The 18,638-nt window shown below is 60.3% G+C and carries 13 protein-coding genes; 10 read left to right on the plus strand and 3 right to left on the minus strand.

Annotated features, from left to right (window positions below):
• Positions 1 to 106: 106 nt before the first annotated feature.
• Positions 107 to 4,129 carry a hybrid sensor histidine kinase/response regulator transcription factor gene (locus NQ519_RS11410; RefSeq protein ID WP_227901115.1) on the minus strand — a complete coding sequence of 1,341 codons (4,023 nt, stop codon included), beginning with the start codon at positions 4,127 to 4,129 and terminating at the stop codon, positions 107 to 109.
• A 115-nt stretch (positions 4,130 to 4,244) separates the two neighbouring features.
• Entirely contained in the window at positions 4,245 to 6,431 is a 2,187-nt protein-coding gene (locus NQ519_RS11415; protein WP_019151027.1) for a heparinase II/III domain-containing protein, read from the minus strand.
• Between NQ519_RS11415 and NQ519_RS11420 the strand changes: the two genes are divergently transcribed.
• The 8 genes from NQ519_RS11420 (at position 6,421) to NQ519_RS11455 (ending at position 15,384) form a co-directional block, all read left to right on the plus strand.
• Positions 6,421 to 6,678: a hypothetical protein gene (locus NQ519_RS11420; RefSeq protein ID WP_129651800.1), complete on the plus strand. Its 258-nt coding sequence runs from the start codon at positions 6,421 to 6,423 to the stop codon at positions 6,676 to 6,678. The two genes, NQ519_RS11415 and NQ519_RS11420, sit on opposite strands and share 11 nt — an antisense overlap.
• Positions 6,666 to 7,892, plus strand: coding sequence for a site-specific integrase (locus NQ519_RS11425; protein ID WP_019151026.1), 1,227 nt, complete (start codon positions 6,666 to 6,668; stop codon positions 7,890 to 7,892). Before NQ519_RS11420 ends, NQ519_RS11425 begins: the two co-directional genes overlap by 13 nt.
• A 244-nt stretch (positions 7,893 to 8,136) precedes the next feature.
• Entirely contained in the window at positions 8,137 to 11,229 is a 3,093-nt protein-coding gene (locus NQ519_RS11430) for a SusC/RagA family TonB-linked outer membrane protein (protein WP_083871072.1), read from the plus strand.
• Between the two features lie 16 nt (positions 11,230 to 11,245).
• The gene (locus tag NQ519_RS11435; protein ID WP_019151024.1) at positions 11,246 to 12,787 is read left to right on the plus strand and encodes a RagB/SusD family nutrient uptake outer membrane protein; all 1,542 of its coding nucleotides are present in this window, start codon (positions 11,246 to 11,248) and stop codon (positions 12,785 to 12,787) included.
• Between the two features lie 36 nt (positions 12,788 to 12,823).
• Positions 12,824 to 13,684 (plus strand): hypothetical protein, encoded by an 861-nt coding sequence (locus NQ519_RS11440; protein WP_019151023.1) that lies wholly within the window; start codon positions 12,824 to 12,826, stop codon positions 13,682 to 13,684.
• A 246-nt stretch (positions 13,685 to 13,930) separates the two neighbouring features.
• Positions 13,931 to 14,473: a hypoxanthine phosphoribosyltransferase gene (gene hpt / locus NQ519_RS11445; RefSeq protein WP_019151022.1), complete on the plus strand. Its 543-nt coding sequence runs from the start codon at positions 13,931 to 13,933 to the stop codon at positions 14,471 to 14,473.
• Positions 14,473 to 15,108 (plus strand): 7-carboxy-7-deazaguanine synthase QueE, encoded by a 636-nt coding sequence (locus NQ519_RS11450; protein ID WP_019151021.1) that lies wholly within the window; start codon positions 14,473 to 14,475, stop codon positions 15,106 to 15,108. The genes hpt and NQ519_RS11450 overlap by 1 nt, the downstream gene beginning before the upstream one ends.
• The gene (locus NQ519_RS11455; RefSeq protein ID WP_019151020.1) at positions 15,109 to 15,384 is read left to right on the plus strand and encodes an FtsB family cell division protein; all 276 of its coding nucleotides are present in this window, start codon (positions 15,109 to 15,111) and stop codon (positions 15,382 to 15,384) included.
• Between the two features lie 31 nt (positions 15,385 to 15,415).
• Here NQ519_RS11455 and thiL read toward each other — a convergent pair whose 3' ends face one another.
• The gene (gene thiL / locus NQ519_RS11460) at positions 15,416 to 16,354 is read right to left on the minus strand and encodes a thiamine-phosphate kinase (RefSeq protein WP_019151019.1); all 939 of its coding nucleotides are present in this window, start codon (positions 16,352 to 16,354) and stop codon (positions 15,416 to 15,418) included.
• A 178-nt stretch (positions 16,355 to 16,532) separates the two neighbouring features.
• Between thiL and aroQ the strand changes: the two genes are divergently transcribed.
• A complete protein-coding gene (aroQ, locus tag NQ519_RS11465) occupies positions 16,533 to 16,958 on the plus strand; it encodes a type II 3-dehydroquinate dehydratase (RefSeq protein ID WP_019151018.1) in 426 nt (141 codons plus the stop codon).
• Between the two features lie 196 nt (positions 16,959 to 17,154).
• Positions 17,155 to 18,630, plus strand: coding sequence for a pyruvate kinase (gene pyk, locus NQ519_RS11470; protein ID WP_019151017.1), 1,476 nt, complete (start codon positions 17,155 to 17,157; stop codon positions 18,628 to 18,630).
• The last annotated feature ends 8 nt before the right edge of the window (positions 18,631 to 18,638 follow it).

Genomic DNA, 18,638 nt, shown 5'->3' on the forward strand with positions numbered 1-18,638 from the left:
ATTTGTTATCGTATCGCAAAATTATTCGCCCCGGACGGAACTTTCTGTCGAAGGAGTCTTAAAAAGTTTCGTAAAACCGCGAATACGCGCATGTCAGGGCCGGAAATTACGACCGGGAGGCGTATTCCCTCGGCGACATGCCGAATTGCTGTTTGAAACAGTAGGAGAAGTGCGATTGGGTGGAGAATCCCAGCATGTCGGCGATCTCGTTGAAGCGGTATTCGCGGCTGCGCACCATCTCGGCCGCACGGTTCAGGCGGTAGATCAGGATGAAGCGGTTCAGGGAGACGCCCGTCAGCGACTTGATCTTGCGGAACAGGCTGGCGCGGCTCATGCACATGGCCGTACAGACGGTGTCGGTGCTGAGCGAATTGTCCGAAATGTTCTCGTCGATGATTCCGCAGAGCTTGTCCATGAAGGTCCTGTCGGCGGCCGACAGATGGATTTCCCCGTTCTCCGGTTCCGCCTCCTGCGGCCTGCGGGCCTGCGAAAGCAGCATGTCGCGCAGCCGTTTGCGCGAAGTGAGGAGGTTGTCTACGACCGTCTGCAACAGCTCCGGACTGAACGGCTTGGTCATATAGACATCGGCCCCTTCCTGGTAGCCCGTGATTTTGTCCTGGTCGGAGATCTTGGCCGTGAGAATGACGACCGGAATGTGGCTCAGAGCCAGGTCGTGCTTGATGCGGTGGCAGAGTTCGTACCCGTCCATCTGCGACATCAGGACATCGGTGATCACCACGTCCGGCATCTCGTCGTGGATCAGCGTGAGCCCGTCGGCGCCGTTGTCGGCCGTCAGCACGCGGAAGCGGTGCGCGAAGATCATCTTGCAGTAGTACAGCAGCTGCAAATTGTCCTCGACGATGACGATTTTCGGGAGCGTTCCGACCTCCGCTCCGTCCGGTTCCGGTGCGAAATCGGGGACGATGGGTGCGGCGGAGCCGAGTCCGTTGATGAATTCGGCCGGGGTCGCCGGCTCGGCCGTCAGCTCGTAGAGCGATTCGTCCACGGGGATGGCGAACGTGAAACGCATCCCGCCCTCGGGGCGCACCTCCGCCGCGATGCTTCCCTTGTGCACCAGCAGCAGCTGTTTGACGTAGTGGAGCCCGATTCCCGTGCCGGCCGTGCTTCGTTCGCTGTGGGTCAGCCGTTTGTAACGTTCGAAAATGCGGGAGACATCCTCTTCGCTCATTCCGATGCCGTTGTCCGTTACGCTGACCGTCAGATACTGCGCCGCCGGGACCGCTTCCGCAAGTGCCGCCGGGAGTTCCGTTTCGAGGGAGATGCGCACCTCCACGTGCCCCTCCTTCGGGGTGTATTTCAGGGCGTTGGAGACCAGGTTCGACAGAATCTTGCCGAACTTGTCGATGTCCACGGCGACGACGAGCCGTTCCGCAGGGAGATCCAGATCGACCGTGATCTCTTTCTCGCGGGCATAGCAGGTGAAGCTGTTCATCAGCCGCCGGACGTGGGGCAGAATGTCCTGCCGGCAGACCGAGAGGGGCAGCGTGTCGTTTTCGATGCGGCTCAGCGCGAGCGTCTGATCGACCAGATCGAGCAGTTTCTGGACATTGTAGTTGATCAGGCCGATCAGCTCCCGCATCCAGTTCTTGTCGGTCACTCCCGGCAGCATGTTGACCGGGCCGTAGATCAGCGACAGGGGAGTCCGCAGTTCGTGGGAGATGTTCGTGAAGAAGTTGATCTTCATGTTGGTGAGCTCCTCCTCCCTTTTGAGTTTCGTGCGCGCCAGCTCCAGTTCCATCTTCTGCCGCTTCCGGTGCAGATAGAGCCGGTTGGCGAAGCCCGTGCCCCCGATTATGACGAGCGCATAGACGAGAAAGGCGTACCACGTCAGCAGCGGCGAGGGCCGGACGACGATCTCCAGCCGCCGCGGCTCCTCGTTCCAGAACCCGTCCGGATTCCGCGCCTTCAGTTCGAAGACGTAATGCCCTGCCGGCAGGTGGGAGTAGTTGGCCATGCTCAGGTTCTCGACGTATTGCCATTCGTTATCGACATTGCGGCCGCACAGCCGGTAGGCGAAACGGATCTTCTCCGGCGAGAGGAACGCCACGGCCTCGTAGCTGATGTCGATGTTGCGCTGCTTGTGCCCGAGCACGATGCGTTCGGTGTCGTTGAGCGGCTTCGTCAGAGGGCCCGTTTTCGAAGGCGTCAGGGCCACGCTGTTGACCCGGATCTCCCGGAGCACCAGCGGTACGGGCTGCTGCGAGATCTTCGACAGAATGCGCTGCGGCGAGAACTGGGCCAGTCCCGTGTTGCCGCCGAAGTAGAGCGCCGTCGGCGATGAGAGGCTGCAATGCGGGCAGAACTGCTGGGTCTGCAACCGGTCGGACTGGAAGTAGGTGATGACGTGCTCGAAGGCGGGCGAAATGAGCGAGAGTCCGTAGGAGGTGCTCACCCATACGTTTCCGATGGCATCCTCGGTCATGTCGGAGATCTCGTTGCTGGCCATTCCGCTGTGGAGCGTGTACGAGCGGAAACCCTGCCGGGGATCGTAGCGCACGACCCCGTCGAAGCGGGTGCCGATCCACAGCGAGCCGTCGCTTCTCCGCAGCAGGCACGACGGGCGGCGCAGCGCCCCGGCCGTCATGCTGTCGGTCGGCTGGAGGTAGAGGCTGCTGCTGAAATCGCGCGTGCTGACGGTGAAGATGCCCCGGCCCGATACGGCGGCCAGCAGTCTGTCGCCGTCGAGCGGGATGATGTCCTGCACGTCGCAGCCGGCGAAGAGCCGGCCCGCCGGAGCGTCGTCCTTCCATACGAAAATGCCCTTTTCGGTCGCGGCCCACATCCGTTTGCCGGAGTCTTCGCAGAACCGGTTGACCGTGGCGCGCTCCGCCAGCAGCGTGTGTCCGGTGATGCGGCTGCGATCCGTCGTGCAGACCACGATGCGGTCGTTGATGTTGATCCACAGCCGTTCGTCCGAGCCCGTATGCAGTGATTCGATGCCGTTGCTGGCGATCCGCGACATGAAATCGCAGTTCGAGACGGTGTACCACAGCGCCGGAGCGTCGGGATTGTAGGCCAGCAGCCCCTTGTAGCGGCTCCCGATCCACAGCGTGCCGTCTTTCCGGGCGGAGACGGCGTTGATGTATTTGCCCTGCGTCAGCCGCGCAAGGCGGGAGGCGGAGTTGAAGTTCTTGCGCTGCGAGTGCCTCACCGCGTAGCCCCGGTCTCCCGTGCCGATCCAGATGTTGTTCTCCGAGTCGCTGAACCCGCACCGGAAATCGCTCGTATGGCTCAGATGGAACCGATAGGCGATGTTGTATTCGGCGACGCCGTTCGGGACGTTGAACATGTGGATGTTGCTGCCCTGGGTGCCGATGTGGACCGTTCCGGACCGATCCGGAAAGAGCATGGTCACGCAATGGCCGGACATCCGGTTCGCGCAGCGCGTCAGGGCGGGGTCGGCCGCGGCCTGACGCGTCTCGGGATCGAGTACGAAGATTCCCTGCTGCAACCCGAACCAGATGCGGCCGAGCGTGTCGCGGCAGCTGCTCCGGAATTCCGTCGCGCGGGGCAGGGCGGCCGAGTCGCAGAGGTTCAGATCGCGGTCGTAGCGGAGGAGTGCGGAGCGCTTGCCGGGCAGCCCGCCCCACAGATGCTCTTTTCCGTCGGATTCGAGCACGGCGGGGCAGTGGCGGGGAGCGTGTTTCCGTTGCAGGACCGTGCGGTCCGCGGCGTCCACGAGCACCATGCCGCCCGTGCCGTAGCAGACGATCCGGGAGCCCAGCGGAACGATGCCGTGCAGCCCGCTGCCGCGCAGGACGCTCTCGAATCCGTCGTGCCCCGAATCGTAGGTGCTGATGCCGCTGTCGGAGACGATCCACAACACGCCGGAGTCATCGACGTGAAGGGCATGGACCCGGTTGTCGGGAAGCGAATAGGGCTCTTCCGATTCGTGCTGATAGTAACGGTACACCTGGCCGTTGTAGCGGCAGAGCCCGTTGTTGGTGGCGATCCACACGTACCCGACCTGATCCTGCACGAATCCGTTGATCGTCAGATTGGGCAGATGCCGGATGAGCTGCGGCCCGGCCTGCGCCTCCGTGCGGAACAGACCCGAACACAGCAGGGACAGTACGATTGCTGCTTTCGAAAGATAAAGGTTTCCCATTCGTAATCGGATATTGAAAATCGGCGGATATCGTACTCAAATATAACGAAACCGAACGGAATATGCCGATTTTCAGGAAAGAGAAAGTTTTTCGACGAAGAGGGCGGGCGCCGGATCACAGCTCCCGGGCCAGCTTCGTCCGGAACGTCACGCTCTGTCCGGCCGGAACCGTCGCCTCGTAGCCCACGATGCTGACGGTCGGAAGCGGCGTTTCATAATCGGTCGAGGGTTCGTCGGGGAAACTTCTGTAAGTGACCGGCGTCTCTCCGGCTTCGGCCGCGAGGAACATCGTCTTTCCGTTGGTCGCCGTCAGCACGATCCGCGTCTCTTCGACCGTCGGCGCGGTCTCCGTCACCAGCGTCCAGCGGATTCGCGCCTCCTTGTCGGCGCGGGCCGTCACCTCGTCGATGATCAGCAGATAGTCGTTGTTGACGATTTTGCCCGTCCGGACCACCGAGGCGGCCTCGTCCGCGAAGACCGGCGACAGGTTGAGCGTCCCGCCCTGTTCCGTCTCGGTGTCGATGACGGACACGATCGGGGCGAAGCCGTCAACCAGATGTTTCGAGTCGTTTATCGTCAGCGTGTTGTGCTGCCGGTTGTTCAGTTTGAATACGTCCCACCGCAGGGAGTTCTGCGTCATGTCCCATGTCGGGCCGTTGCCGATGTTGACTTCGAGGGTCGTGTAGTTTTCGCTGCCGAGATCCGTGGCCCAGCGTACGTTTTCAGCGTCGTAGACGAACGAACCGGCATCCATGTGACCGTGGCTCGTGGAGGCTTTGCCGCCTTTCAGCCCCAGGAAACGGTCCGTTTCGTCCCAGGCCCAGCCGGTGCGGACCAGCACGACCGGGGTTTTGCCGTTGCCTGCCCATACCTTGTCCGACGGCGGCGGCACCGTGCCCGGATTCAGCCGGCTGACGAACGGCATCACCATCGGCAGCAGCCGCTTTTCGGCGCACGAACTGCGGTGAGGCTGGATGTCCAGCATGCGGAGCTCGTAGTGCAGCAGGGAGACATCGCCGAGTTTGTCGGCGAAGTACCACATCGGGAGCTCCGTATAGGCGGCCGAGCCGTTGTCCGAGTAGTTGAAACTGCCGTTCCGGCCGATCATGTGGAGCATGTAGTTCCCCGTGCGGGAGAAGCCGGGGGAGGTGCTCAGTCCGTTGTCCGTCCCCACGGTGCTGTCCAGGAGCGCCATCATCAGGCACTCGAAGGTCGTGCCGTAGCCCCAGTAGCTGTAACCTTCGGGGTAGTTGCCGTCGGGGGCGTACATCTCCAGCAGGATGTTGAGGTTCGAGTCGATGCTCTTCTCGATCAGCGCCGCGGCGCGTGCGGGGCAGGTTTCGTAGATGGCCAGCGCCCCGCAGACCATGCCGCAGTTGCAGACCTGATTCCAGTTGCTGCCGGACTCGTAGAAATTGAGGTTCCAGACCTTGTCCTCGGCGGGCTGGAAGGCGTACTCCTGCAATGCACGTTCGGCATTGGCCCGGGTTTCGGGCTTCAATTCATGGTAGAGCCAGTCGTAGCCCAGTCCCACGGCCACCGACAACTCGGCAACGTCGAGGAAATGCCGTTTCGCGTTCCAGCTTTCGAAATCGCAGACTGTGTTGATGTCCCGTTCCGCATGTTCCAGATATTTCGTGTCGCCCGTGATCCGGTAGGCGTAGGCGCAGGTGAAAATGCGTTGGAGAGCCTCCCGGGCGACGGTGAGAATGCGTTTGCCCGAGGCGTCGAGCTCGAAGGCCAGTTCGCTGTCCGACATGCCCCATGCGTCGGCCACGACCATGCACTCGGTGTGCATGCGGGCCAGCAGCGATGTCGGGTCGGCGACGGCCAGCTGGGCTTTCAGCGTCTCGAAATCCGAGGAGTCCATCAACAGGCGGGGATGGTTCCCGGCGGTCAGCCGGCGGCTGTCGAAACGTCCGAAATAGCTCTTGCCGTACAGGAATTTCATGCCTCCGCGCACGATATATATGCCGTATTCGCTGCTCGCCAGATTGTCCGGCAGCGTGACGAGCAAACCGTCTCCGGTCTGTTCGTATTGCATCGTATAAGTATTGTGCGAAATGCCCGTGTCGATGAACTGCACGATGTCGCCCGATTCGTATCCGCTGCCCGGAAGCTCGATTCGTTTGTTGGCGTAACTGTCGTAGAAACGCTCCAGTTCCGCGATGTCCGCTATGGAAAACGACTTTTCCGGGGCGGCGGTGTCGTCGGCGCAGGCGGAGATTCCCATGCAAAACATTCCTGCGGTCAGCAGAGATTTCACGAGCCGCTGCGGAAATATACTTTTAATGGCATTCATTTTTGATGATGTATTTTGGTTTGGTATGCAAATTAACTGTAATTCCCGGAGTATTTTTGTCGATCGCATATCAAAAATTTACGATTTTCGCGTGCCGTTTTCACGAATCGTCCCTCCCGGCGCGGGCGGCATTTGCAATTCCCGGGGCGTATCGGGCCGATTCCGCATCGACCGTGCTTGTTTTGCATCCGTCTTGCCGTATTATTGCAGGATAATCAAAGAAGTGACAGCAATATGGCAACCGTAAAACCTAAATTCCGGCCCTCGACCGTCGATGGCAAGGAGGGCACTCTGTTCTACCGGATCATCCACAACCGCCGGTCCCACCGCATCCGCACCGGCTATAAACTCTTCCCCTCGGAGTGGGACGAACGCTCGGGAGGCATTCTCATCCCGCCGGGCTCCGATGAAGGGCGTAAAAACTACCTCGCCGTGCTGCAAGACCGCGTCGCCGGGGATACCGACCGGCTGAACCGGATCATCGCCTCTTACGAGCAGGAGCTGAGAACCTATACGTACGCCGACATTCTGGCGGATTATTCGGCCCCGGAGGGCGCCGATACGCTGTTCGGATTCATGAAGGAGATGATCGGCCGGCTGCGCCGGCAGGGACGGATACGGACCTGCGAGACCTACGATACGACCCTGCGCAACTTCACCCGTTTCCGAAAAGGACGGGACATGCGTTTCGGGGAGATCGACTCGGAGATCATGGTCGCGTATGAACTGCATCTCAAAATGACGGGCGTGAGCAAAAACACCTCGTCCTTCTACCTCCGCATCCTGCGGGCGGTGTACAACCGGGCCGTGGAGGAGGGTTTCTGCACGCAGCGGCATCCGTTCAAACACGTCTACACCGGCATCGCCAAGACCGCGAAACGGGCCCTGGCGCTCGATGCGCTCCGGCGAATCCGCGACATGGAACTGGCGTCCCGCCCTCAGATGGACTATGCCCGGAACATGTTCCTGCTGAGTTTCTACCTGCGCGGGATGTCGTTCGTGGACATGGCCTACCTGAAAAGGGAGGACCTGCAAAACGGCATGCTCACCTACTGCCGGAAAAAGACCGGGCAGCGGCTTTCGATCCGCTGGGAGCCCTGCATGCAGCAGATCGTGGAGCGCTATCCCAACGGAAATCCGGCCTACCTGCTGCCGATTCTTGTCCGCAGCGACTCCGACGAACGCCGGCAGTATAAGAATGTCGGACACTTGATCAACCGCAACCTGCGGAAACTCGGCCGGGAACTGGGGCTGGCCGTTCCGCTCACCATGTACGTCGCGCGCCACACGTGGGCGAGCGTCGCCCGCAGCCGGAATATCCCGCTTTCGGTCATCAGCGAGAGCATGGGCCACGATTCGGAGGCCACCACGAGGATTTATCTCGCTTCGCTGGATACGGCCGTCGTGGATCAGGCGAACCGGTTGGTTATAAATTCGTTGTCGGAAGAGGATCTGGGATGAGAGATCGAATCTCCTTTTAAGAGATATGCTTTCGCAGGCAAAGGTAGGCAAAAAATCGTTACGATCAATATCCGGGCTTATAATTTTGAAGTCCCGATTGCAAAAACGTTCGCATAAAAGGGCGATTGTTGACCCAAAAACGGCCTGAAAAAATCATTAACGGCCATCCTTACAGTGCTTACAATCCGTAAGTATATCTCTTAAAAGGAGATATTAAAGGTTTTATTAACTCAAACTTAGGCTTATGAGAAAATTTGTACTACTCATTATGATCGTTTTGAGTGCAGGTGCATTGGCCCTGGCGCAAAATAAACGGATCTCCGGTACGGTCAAGGGTGTGGACGGCAGGCCGATCGCCGGCGCTACCGTGCTCGTAGAGGGGACCTCGATCGGAACGACCACCAATGCCGACGGCCGCTTTTCCGTGCAGGCTCCCGCCGACGGCACGCTGGTCGTTTCGTTCATCGGCTATGCCTCGAAAAGTGTGAACATCGCGGGGAAAACGCGCCTCGACATCGCGCTGAAGGAAGATACGCATGCCATCGACGACGTGATCGTCGTCGCTTACGGTACGGCCAAGAAGGAGTCGTTCACGGGTTCCGTCGCCGTCGTCAAGGGCGAGGAGCTGGAACACCGCAAGGTTTCCAACGTCACCAAGGCGCTGGACGGTCTGGCTCCGGGCGTGCAGGTCACTTCCGGCTCCGGACAGCCCGGATCGGGCACGACGGTCGCCATCCGCGGCTTCGGCTCGATCAACGCTTCATCGACGCCGCTCTACGTCGTGGACGGCATTCCCTACGACGGAGCCATCTCGGCCATCAACCCCGACGACATCGCCAGCATCAGCATCCTGAAAGACGCTTCGGCGTCGGTGCTCTACGGTGCCCGCGGCGCCAACGGCGTCGTGCTCATCAACACGAAGAAAGGCAATCGCAACGAGACGAACGTGGAGCTGAAAATCAACGTGGGCGTCTCTTCGCGGGCCATTCCCCGCTACGAAACGGTCGGGGCCAGGGATTTCATGGAGATCATGTATTCGGCCTTCTACAACGACTACGGTAGCAATGCCGTCGCGCAGATGGCATCGGGCTCGAAACGCATTTTCGGCAGCAATGAGATGTACAATCCCTACGACGTTCCCCTGGCGCAGCTCTTCACCGCCGACGGCAAGGTGTGCGACGATGCGAAACTGCTGTGGGACGAAGACTGGCTCGATGAAGTGACCGACAACGCCGCGCTCCGGCAGGAATACGGCGCCAGCGTTTCGGGCGGCAACGAGAAGACCCAGTATATGTTCTCGCTGGGTTACCTGAACGAGGACGGCGTGCTTAAAACGACCAACTTCGAACGCTATTCGGGGCGTCTGAACGTCGAAACGCAGGCGAAGCCCTGGTTCGCGGCGGGCATGGGCGCGAACTTCGCCCGCAATTCGACCAACTCCTCCCAGACCTCTGCGAGCGCTACTTCCAACGTGTTCTTTTCGGCGCAGATGATGGCCCCGATCTATCCGGTCTACCAGCGCGATCCCGAGACGGGCGACTATCTGCGCGACGCGAACGGCCGGAAGCAGTTCGACTACGGATCTTCGCGTCCTTCGGGCCAGCAGACCAACTTCAACAGCATCGCCACGCTCTACGACGACAAATATGCGCAGACCTCCTATTCGCTTTCGGCTCGCGCGCATATGGATTTCATGGGCATCGGCGACCACTGGAGCGAGGGGCTGAAATTCCAGCTCAACTTCGGCACCGACTACTACAACTCGCAGTCCATGACCTATTATAACCCCTTCTTCGGGAACGCCGAGTCGGTCGGCGGACGTATCCAGAAAACGAACACCACGTCGCTCGGCTATACGTTCAACCAGCTGCTCTCCTATAACCGCACGTTCGACCGGCACAATATCGACCTGCTTCTCGGACACGAGTACTACGCCTATACGACCTCGGACCTCTCCGGCCACAAGACCGGGCTTCCCGGCGGCGGCATCTACGAACTGGATGCGGCGGCCGTCATCGTCGGCACGGGCAGCTCGACGGACGAAGACCGCATCGAATCGGTCTTCTCGCGCATCGGTTACAGCTACGACGACAAGTACTATCTCTCCGGAAGCTGGCGCACCGACGGTTCGTCGCGCTTCGCCCGCAGCACCCGCTGGGGCAACTTCTGGTCCGTGGGAGCTTCGTGGCGCATGTCGCAGGAGGCGTTCATGCGCGACATCTCGTGGCTGAACAACCTGACGCTGAAATTCTCCTACGGCGTGCAGGGCAACAACAGCGTGGGTTCCTACTATGCCTATCAGGCGCTGTATGACACCGGCTCTCCGAATGCCACGCTTCCCGGTGCGACCATCAACGACGTGGCCAACGAGGACCTGACCTGGGAGTCGAACCACAATCTCAACGTCGGTCTCGAAGCCCGCCTGCTGGACCGTATCGACCTGAGCTTCGAGTTCTACAACCGGAAGACGACCGACATGCTGCTGAGCTATCCGCTCGCCTCCTCGTCGGGCTTCGACAGCTACTACCGCAACTCGGGCGAGATGCGCAACCGCGGTATCGAATTCGCCGTCACGGGACGGATCTTCGACCGCCGGGATTTCCAGTGGAGCGTGACGTGGATGGGATCGACCGTCAGCAACAAGGTGCTCAAACTGACCGAGGACGGCAAGGACATCATCGGTTCGACGCAGATCATCCGCGAAGGCGAAACGCTCTACTCCTACTACGTGGCCCGTTCGGCCGGAGTCGATCCGATGACCGGCGAGAAGATGTATTGGGCGACGGACAAGGACGGCAACGACTACATCACCAAATCGACGACCGTGGCCCAGGCGAACCGCGTCATCGCCGGAAGCCGCATTCCCGATCTCTACGGGTCGCTCTCCACGTCGCTGCGCTGGAAGAACCTCGATTTCTCGATCTCGACGAACTATTCGATCGGCGGCAAGAACTACGACGGCGTGTATTACGAATTCATGAGCTGCTACTACACGGCACAGGCCAAACACAAGGACATGCTGCGTGCATGGCGGAAGCCGGGCGACGTGACGGACGTTCCCAAATACACGATCGGCGAAACCCCCATCGTCACGGACGACAAGCTGGTCGATGCCTCCTATTTCTCGATCAAGAACATCACGCTGGGCTATACGCTGCCCCGGCGGTGGACTTCGAAAATCGGCTTCAAGGCGGCCCGTGTCTCGGCTTCGGTGGACAACCTCTGCATCTTCACGCATCTGAAGGGCATGGACCCGCAGTATTCGCTCACCGGCGGCACTTCGTACGCCTATGCTCCGACGCGCACCGTATCGTTCAATCTCGATCTCAAGTTCTAATTAAATTCGGACAACCATGAAAAAAATACTCTATATTCTTATCATAACGGGTTGCGCCGCACTCCTTTCCGTGTCCTGCTCGAAGGATATGCTGGATACGGCTCCGGCCGGTTCGCTTTCGGGTGCGGAAATATTCGGGGACGCCGGCAAGGCCCAGAGCGCCGTGGATGGCATTTACCGGCTGATGTACACCAACGGCTGGAGCGTTAACTGGTCGCCGGAACATCCCGGACTGGCCGGCTTCACGCTGGTCCGTTCGCTGATGGGCGAGGACCACTTCCAGTACAGCCAGGGCAACGGCTGGTTCTATTTCGACTATTCGTTCGGCGTAGCTTCCGACTGGACCCACACTTCGGGGCGTCAGTACGGCACGTGGAACATGTTCTATACGTTCATTTCGCAGGCGAACTACATCCTCGACAACGAAGAGGCCGTCAAGGACGACGCCGAATGGCAGAATGTGCTGGGACAAGCCTATGCGATCCGCGCCTATTCCTACTATTGTCTTTACGAGTCGTTCTGCCAGGGCAACTATACCGAAAACAAGGACAAGCCCGGAGTGCCCGTCTATACGAAGGGAACGAACAAGGAGACCGAGGGCGTGGGCCGGGGTACGATCGAAGGGCTCTTCACGCAGATCAACGGCGATTTCCAGCGTGCGGTGGATTATCTGGCTTCGGCCGGAATGCCGCAGGCGCACAGCTCGCACATCGACCTCTACACGGCCTACGGATTGTGGGCCCGGGCTTCGCTGGGGCAGCAGAATTATCCACAGGCTGCGACCTGTGCCGAAAACGCCTTGAAGAAAGACGGACTGAAACGGGTCGCCACGCTTTCGGAGCTGGGGCAGTTCAACAACCGTTCCGTCGGCGACGTGCTGTGGGCTTTCGAATACATCGCCTCGCAGGCCGCTCTGTTCGGCAGCTTCGTTTCGCACATGGCCATCGACGGAACCTACGGCAGTTCGGCTCCGCAATGTTTCGACGACTGGCTCTACGAGGAGGGCATGACCGATGCGGACGAACGCCGTGCGTGGGCCACGCTGCCTGCCGAAAGTCCGCTGGTGGCCGATGATTCCGATTTCAAGGACGCCGAAATTCACTGGCAGACCAAGTTCGGTTATCAGAATGCCTCGACGGGCGTCGCCGACATCATCAACCTGCGGGCCGAAGAGATGCTGTTGACGCTGGCCGAATGCAAGTGCCGCGCCGAAGACTACGACGGGGCCCGGAGCTTGTTGCAGGAGCTTTACGACAAGCGTTACAGCGAGCCGCGCGACATATCCGGTCTGGCCAACTCGGCGAGTGTGAGCCTCGATACGCACGCGCAGCCTCAGACGCTCCTCGATGAGATCCTGCTCCAGCGCCGCATCGAGCTCTGGTGCGAGGGGATGGGCCGCACGCCCGACTTGAGGCGTCTGAATCTCGCATACACGCGGACGGAGACGCAGCCGAGTGCCGTTTCGAAGAAGGCCAACGACCCCAGTTTCATCCTGGCCATTCCGCAGAAGGAGTTCGACACCAATTCGGCGCTCGACCTGTCGAAAGACCAGAATTAGCCCCTCTATTGTTCCACGACACAATCCGATAATGCTATGAAAAAGATAAAAACACTGTTTCTGCTTTCCGCACTCTCCCTTGCGGCCGCCTGCTCCGACGATACGGAGATGACCACGTATGCCGGCCGCGGCGACGAGGCTTTCTTCGGCGACACTGCGTACAGCTATACGGTCAGCGCCGAGCTCGAAGACGCCTATTCGATCGAGGTGCTGCGCGCCACGCCTGCGGGCAATGCGTCGGTGTCCGTCGCCGTCGCTGTGGCGGACGCGGCCGTCGCTTCCGCCTTCACGGCGCCCGCGACCGTCGAGTTCAAGAACGGGGCATATGCCGCGCCGCTGAAAATCTCGTTCGACCGCGCGAAACTGACGATCGGCAAGGAGAATGTCGTCACCGTCACCCTGCAATCCGAAACCGATCTTCCCTACGCCACCGAATGTTCGCTGACGGTGACGAGGGATTATACGTGGAAAAATTACGGAAAGGGCGTCTATACCTCGCCCATCCTCTCCGGTATGTTCGGACAGACCGTTTCCTGGGAGCAGCCGATCGAGGTCGCCGAGGAGAACGCCTCACTCTACCGCCTGCCGGGATTGTACCACAATGCCGGCACGAGATATTCCGTCGCCGGTTATAACATGCAGTTCACCTGGGACGGAGGCGCCGCGATCGCTTTCACGGTTCCCGCGGACGCAGATGGCTGCGTGACGATCCCGTCGGGATTCTCTCATCCGAGTTACGGCATGGTGTCGCTCTATATCGACCCGTCGCCCGAATATTCGGGCTACGACAGCGCGAGCCGGACTTTCACATTCAACTGCTGCGGACTGGTGCCCTATGGCGGCTCTTTGGCCCAGTTGACAGATTGGGACGATGATACTTTCGTATTGAGCGAATGAATGCGATACATGAACATTTCTTACCATAAGCGATAAAATAAAAAGTTCAAGATTTATCGGAAATGTTCATCCGGAGGGGCGCCGTGACGGTCAGCCCCTCCTTTCGCATCCGGGGCCGTCCGCATCCGTCGGGAGGGGCGGCGGACGCGTCGGAATCCGGTCCGGCGAAAAAAGAACGTCCGTTTCTTCGTTTGTTTCGGGCAAATAGTTATTTTTGCAGTTATTAAACTATAATCCCGTACTTTAATGGAGAATATCATACAACTTCACGACCGGAAATTCAGGATCATGATTCCCGCCGCGAAAATCGACGAGGCCGTGGAAGCCGTGGCGCAGCGCATCAACGCCGACTACGCCGGAAAGGAAACCCCGCTGTTCCTGGGTATTCTGAACGGTTCGTTCATGTTCATGAGCGACCTGATCAAGAAGATCGAGTTCCAGAACGAACTTTCGTTCGTCAAACTGGCGTCGTACGACGGAACCAGCTCGACGGGCTGCGTCAAGAGCCTGATCGGCCTGAACAACTCGATCGAAGGCCGCCACGTCATCATCGTCGAGGACATCGTGGATACGGGCGAGTCGATCGAACACATGATTCACGATCTGGAGGCCCGCAAACCCGCGTCGATCGAGGTCTGCACGCTCTTCTTCAAACCCGGATCGTACCGCAAGACGCTGCCCATCAAGTACCGCGCTATGGAGATCGGCAACGAGTTCATCGTGGGCTACGGGCTGGATTACGACCAGTTGGGCCGCAGTCTGAAAGACATTTACGTCGTGACGGAGTGATGGCTGTGACAGTCGATAACGAATTGCTCGACGGCGGGCGCCTGCTGCCGCTGGTCGAGGATTTCTACACCATTCAGGGCGAGGGTTTCCACGCCGGGAAGCCGGCCTATTTCATCCGCCTCGGCGGGTGCGACGTGGGGTGCCGCTGGTGCGACGCCAAGTACACGTGGAATCCGAAACTCTATCCCCCGACCGATGTCCGGACGGTGATCGACCGGGCGACGGCGTGTCCGGCGCAGGCCATCGTCATCACGGGCGGCGAGCCGCTGCTCTATCCGCTGGGCGTGCTGACGGAGACGCTGCACGCGAAGGGGCTGGAGATCTTTTTGGAAACCTCGGGATCGCATCCGTTCAGCGGCGTTTTCGACTGGGTGTGCCTTTCGCCCAAGCGTCAGCAGCCCCCGCTGGAGGAGGCTTACGGGCGGGCCGACGAGCTGAAAGTGATCGTCGAATCGGAGGCCGATTTCGAATGGGCCGAGCGGAACGCCGCGCGTGTGGGCGAAAAATGCCTGCTTTACCTGCAACCCGAATGGAGCGTCGCCGAACGGGTGATGCCCGCGATGGTCGAGTACGCCAAGGCGCATCCCCGGTGGAATATCTCCATTCAGACGCATAAGTATATGCACATACCGTAGATGAAAATTCAGTTCGGACGCAGATTCTGGATCGCCGCCACGGCGGCTATCGTCGTCTTCACCGTTTTCATGGTGGGGCGCAACGCCCTGCATGCCGTGAAGATCAAACGCCAGATCAACCTGCTGACCCGCGAGCAAGCCTACTACACGGAGAAGATCGGACAGGACAGCGCCTTGCTCGAAAGGCTGAAATACGACGATTATCTGGAGGAGTACGCCCGCGAGAATTACCGCATGCAGCGGCGCAACGAACACGTATATATTATGAAGGAATAGAGAAGGCAGCCCCGCGGGGCTGCCTTTGCCGTCAGTAATGTTCGAACCCGTGCCACTCCAGCGGCTCGGGTTTTCCGTTGCGGAGCCACACGAGACCCGGTGCGGCGGTGATGCGGCCGATGGGGTGGAGGGGGTTTCCGAAGCGGGCCGCGAACTCCGCGGCGAGGCGTTCGGCGGCCTCGGGAGCCGCGGTGAGCAGCAGTTTGTAGTCCTCGCCCGCGCAGGCCGCCGTGCGGACATCGGCGCCCGGAGCGACGGGGATGCGTTCGACCTCCACCTCGGCGCCGACCCCCGACCGGTCGAGGATGTGCCGCAGGTCGGAGGCGAGACCGTCGGAAAGGTCCATCATGGCGTGCACCTCCTGCCGGGTCCCGAACCAGAGGCCCTCGGCGACCTGCGGCTGCGGGTTGCGGTGCACGGCGGCCAGCGGGGTGTCGCTGTGTCCGGCGAGGATGTCCCGGAGCCCGGCTCCCGAGGCGCCCAGCTCGCCTGCGGCGAAGATCACGTCGCCGGGGCGCGCGTCGCTGCGGCGTTTGAGGTTCGCCGAAGGGGCGCGGCCGATGGCCGTGACGTTGATCGTGATGCCCGACTCCGAACGGGTCGTGTCGCCTCCTATGAGGGCCGTGCCGAACGTTTCGGACAGCTCCCGGTAGCCCTCCATGAACTCCGCCGCCCATGCGCCGGCGGCGTCGGCCGGAAGGGCGATGGAGAGGAGCGTGGCGACGGGGCGGGCGCCCATCGCGGCGACATCGCTGAGGTTTACGGCAAGGGATTTGCCTCCCAGCTCCCGGGCCGTAGTGGCGGCGCGCAGGAAGTGGACGCCCTCGGTCAGCAGGTCGGCGGTGAAGACCAGCGATTCGCCGCCGCCCAGGGGCAGCACGGCGCAGTCGTCGCCGATGCCTTCGAACCCGTTGTCGGGGAGGGAGGCGAAGCGGGTGCGTATCTGCTCGATAAATCCGAATTCGGTCATGTGTATTTCATGTTGTTACGGGCAAAGGTACCGAAATTTGCCGAAAATAGCTATCTCCGGCAGCGCCGAAGATACTCCCGCTCGGCAATGTTCAAATAAATTTGACATTGCCCTTGCTTATTCGTATCTTTGCGGAGGTTTGACAGACCGCAAGTTAGGGACAAAAACAGCAGAAAACATGAAAATATTGATTCTCAACGGCCCGAACCTCAATTTGCAGGGGCGGCGCGACACCGGAGTTTACGGATCGCAGACTTTCGAATCCTATTTCGAAGGGCTGAAGGCACACTATCCGGAGGTGGAGTTCGCCTATTTCCAGTCGAACATCGAAGGCGAACTGATCGACGCCGTGCAGCAGGCCGACGGCCGCTACGACGGTGTGGTGCTCAACGCCGGCGGTTACACGCACACCTCCGTGGCGCTGCGCGACGCCGTATCGGCGGTGTCGGTGCCGGTGGTCGAGGTGCATATCTCGTCGATCCTCGCCCGCGAGGAGTTTCGCCATGTTTCGCTGCTGGCCCCCGTGGCCGCGGGGTCGATCATGGGATTCGGACTGAATTCCTATCGGTTAGGTGTCGAGGCGTTGCTGCTCGGTAAGCGATAAGCGGTTCTGCTGTCATTCCGAGCGAACGACAGCGAGCGTGGGAATCCGGATAGGTGTCGTAACTTTCCGGCTTTTGCCGCAGATTGCCGCGGCATCTGGCGATGCCTCGCAATGACGTCCGGCTGAGAGCCGGATACTGGAAAGAGCCTCTGAGATCAAAAGCAAAAAAGATTAAAAGAATAAAATATTACTCTCTATGTATCGCATGAAAAAGACCAAGATCGTCGCCACCATGTCGGATTTCCGCTGCACCGAGGAGTTCGTCTCGAAACTTTTCGACGCCGGAATGGACGTGATCCGTATCAATTCGGCCCACGTCTCGGAGGAGGGCGCCACCCGCATCGTCGAGATCGTGCACCGGGTCAATCCGGCCATTCCGATCATGATCGACACCAAGGGCCCCGAGATCCGCGTGACGACGATCGCCGACGAATACGGGAACAGCATCAATTTCCGCGCGGGCGACCGGGTGGCGGTGTGCGGTTCGGACGGTTCGGACCTCACCACCCGCAAGGTGGTCTACATGAATGTTCCCTCGATCGTGCGCGACATTCCGGTCGGGGCGCGGATGCTGATCGCCGACGGCGAACTGGAGATCCGCGTCGTGGGCAAGACGGACGAGGAACTCGACTGCGAATTCGTCGTGGGCGGCGCCATGCGGTCGCGCAAGAGCGTCAACGTGCCGGGCGTGTCGATCGACCTGCCGTCGGTGACGGAGAAGGACCGCCGCTTCATCGAGTGGGCCGTGAAGAACGATGTCGATTTCATCGCGCACTCGTTCGTGCGCTCGGCCCGCGACATCCGGGCCGTGCAGGAGATTCTCGACGCCCGCGGCAGCAACATCAAGATCATCTCGAAGATCGAGAACCAGGAGGGGCTGGACAACATCGACGAGATCATCGAGGCGTCGTACGGCATCATGGTCGCCCGCGGCGACCTCGGGGTGGAGCTCCCGGCCGAGGTGATTCCCAACACGCAGCGGCGCATCGTCGAGAAGTGCATCTGCGCCAAGCGTCCCGTGATCATCGCCACGCAGATGCTCTATTCAATGGTCAAGTCCCCGCGCCCGACGCGCGCCGAGGTGAGCGACGTGGCCAGCGCCATCTACGAGCGTGTGGACGCTGTGATGCTGAGCGACGAGACCGCTATGGGCGATTTCCCCGTGGAGTCGGTCGAAACGATGGCCCGCATCGCCCGCGAGATCGAACGCGACGAGACGCATTTCAAACCCATGATCGATATGGACATGGTTTCGGTGAACCACGAGATTACGGCCCAGCTGGCCCGTTCGGCCGTGCGCGCCTCCACGAACCTGCCGATCAAATATGTGGTGCTCGACACTAAGACGGGCCGCACGGGCCGCTATCTGGCGGCGTTCCGAGGCCGCAAGACCGTGATGGCCGTCTGCTATCAGCTCCATGCCCAGCGCATTCTGGCCCTGTCGTACGGCGTGGTGCCGATCCTCCGCAACCAGGAGCTTACGGACCGCTATCACTTCCTGGTCGATGCGCTGGAGTTCATCGACCAGTATAAGAAATTGCAGGACGAAGACCTGCTGGCCATCGTGGGCGGCAGTTTCGGTCCCGACGGAGGCGCCTCCTACGTCGAGATCGCCAACGTGCACAACATCCGCAAGCGCAACGAGGAGATCATCGCCGCACAGGGCAAGTAAAAACAGGA

Origin of the sequence: Alistipes senegalensis JC50 (assembly GCF_025145645.1) — a bacterium.
Lineage (GTDB): Bacteria > Bacteroidota > Bacteroidia > Bacteroidales > Rikenellaceae > Alistipes > Alistipes senegalensis.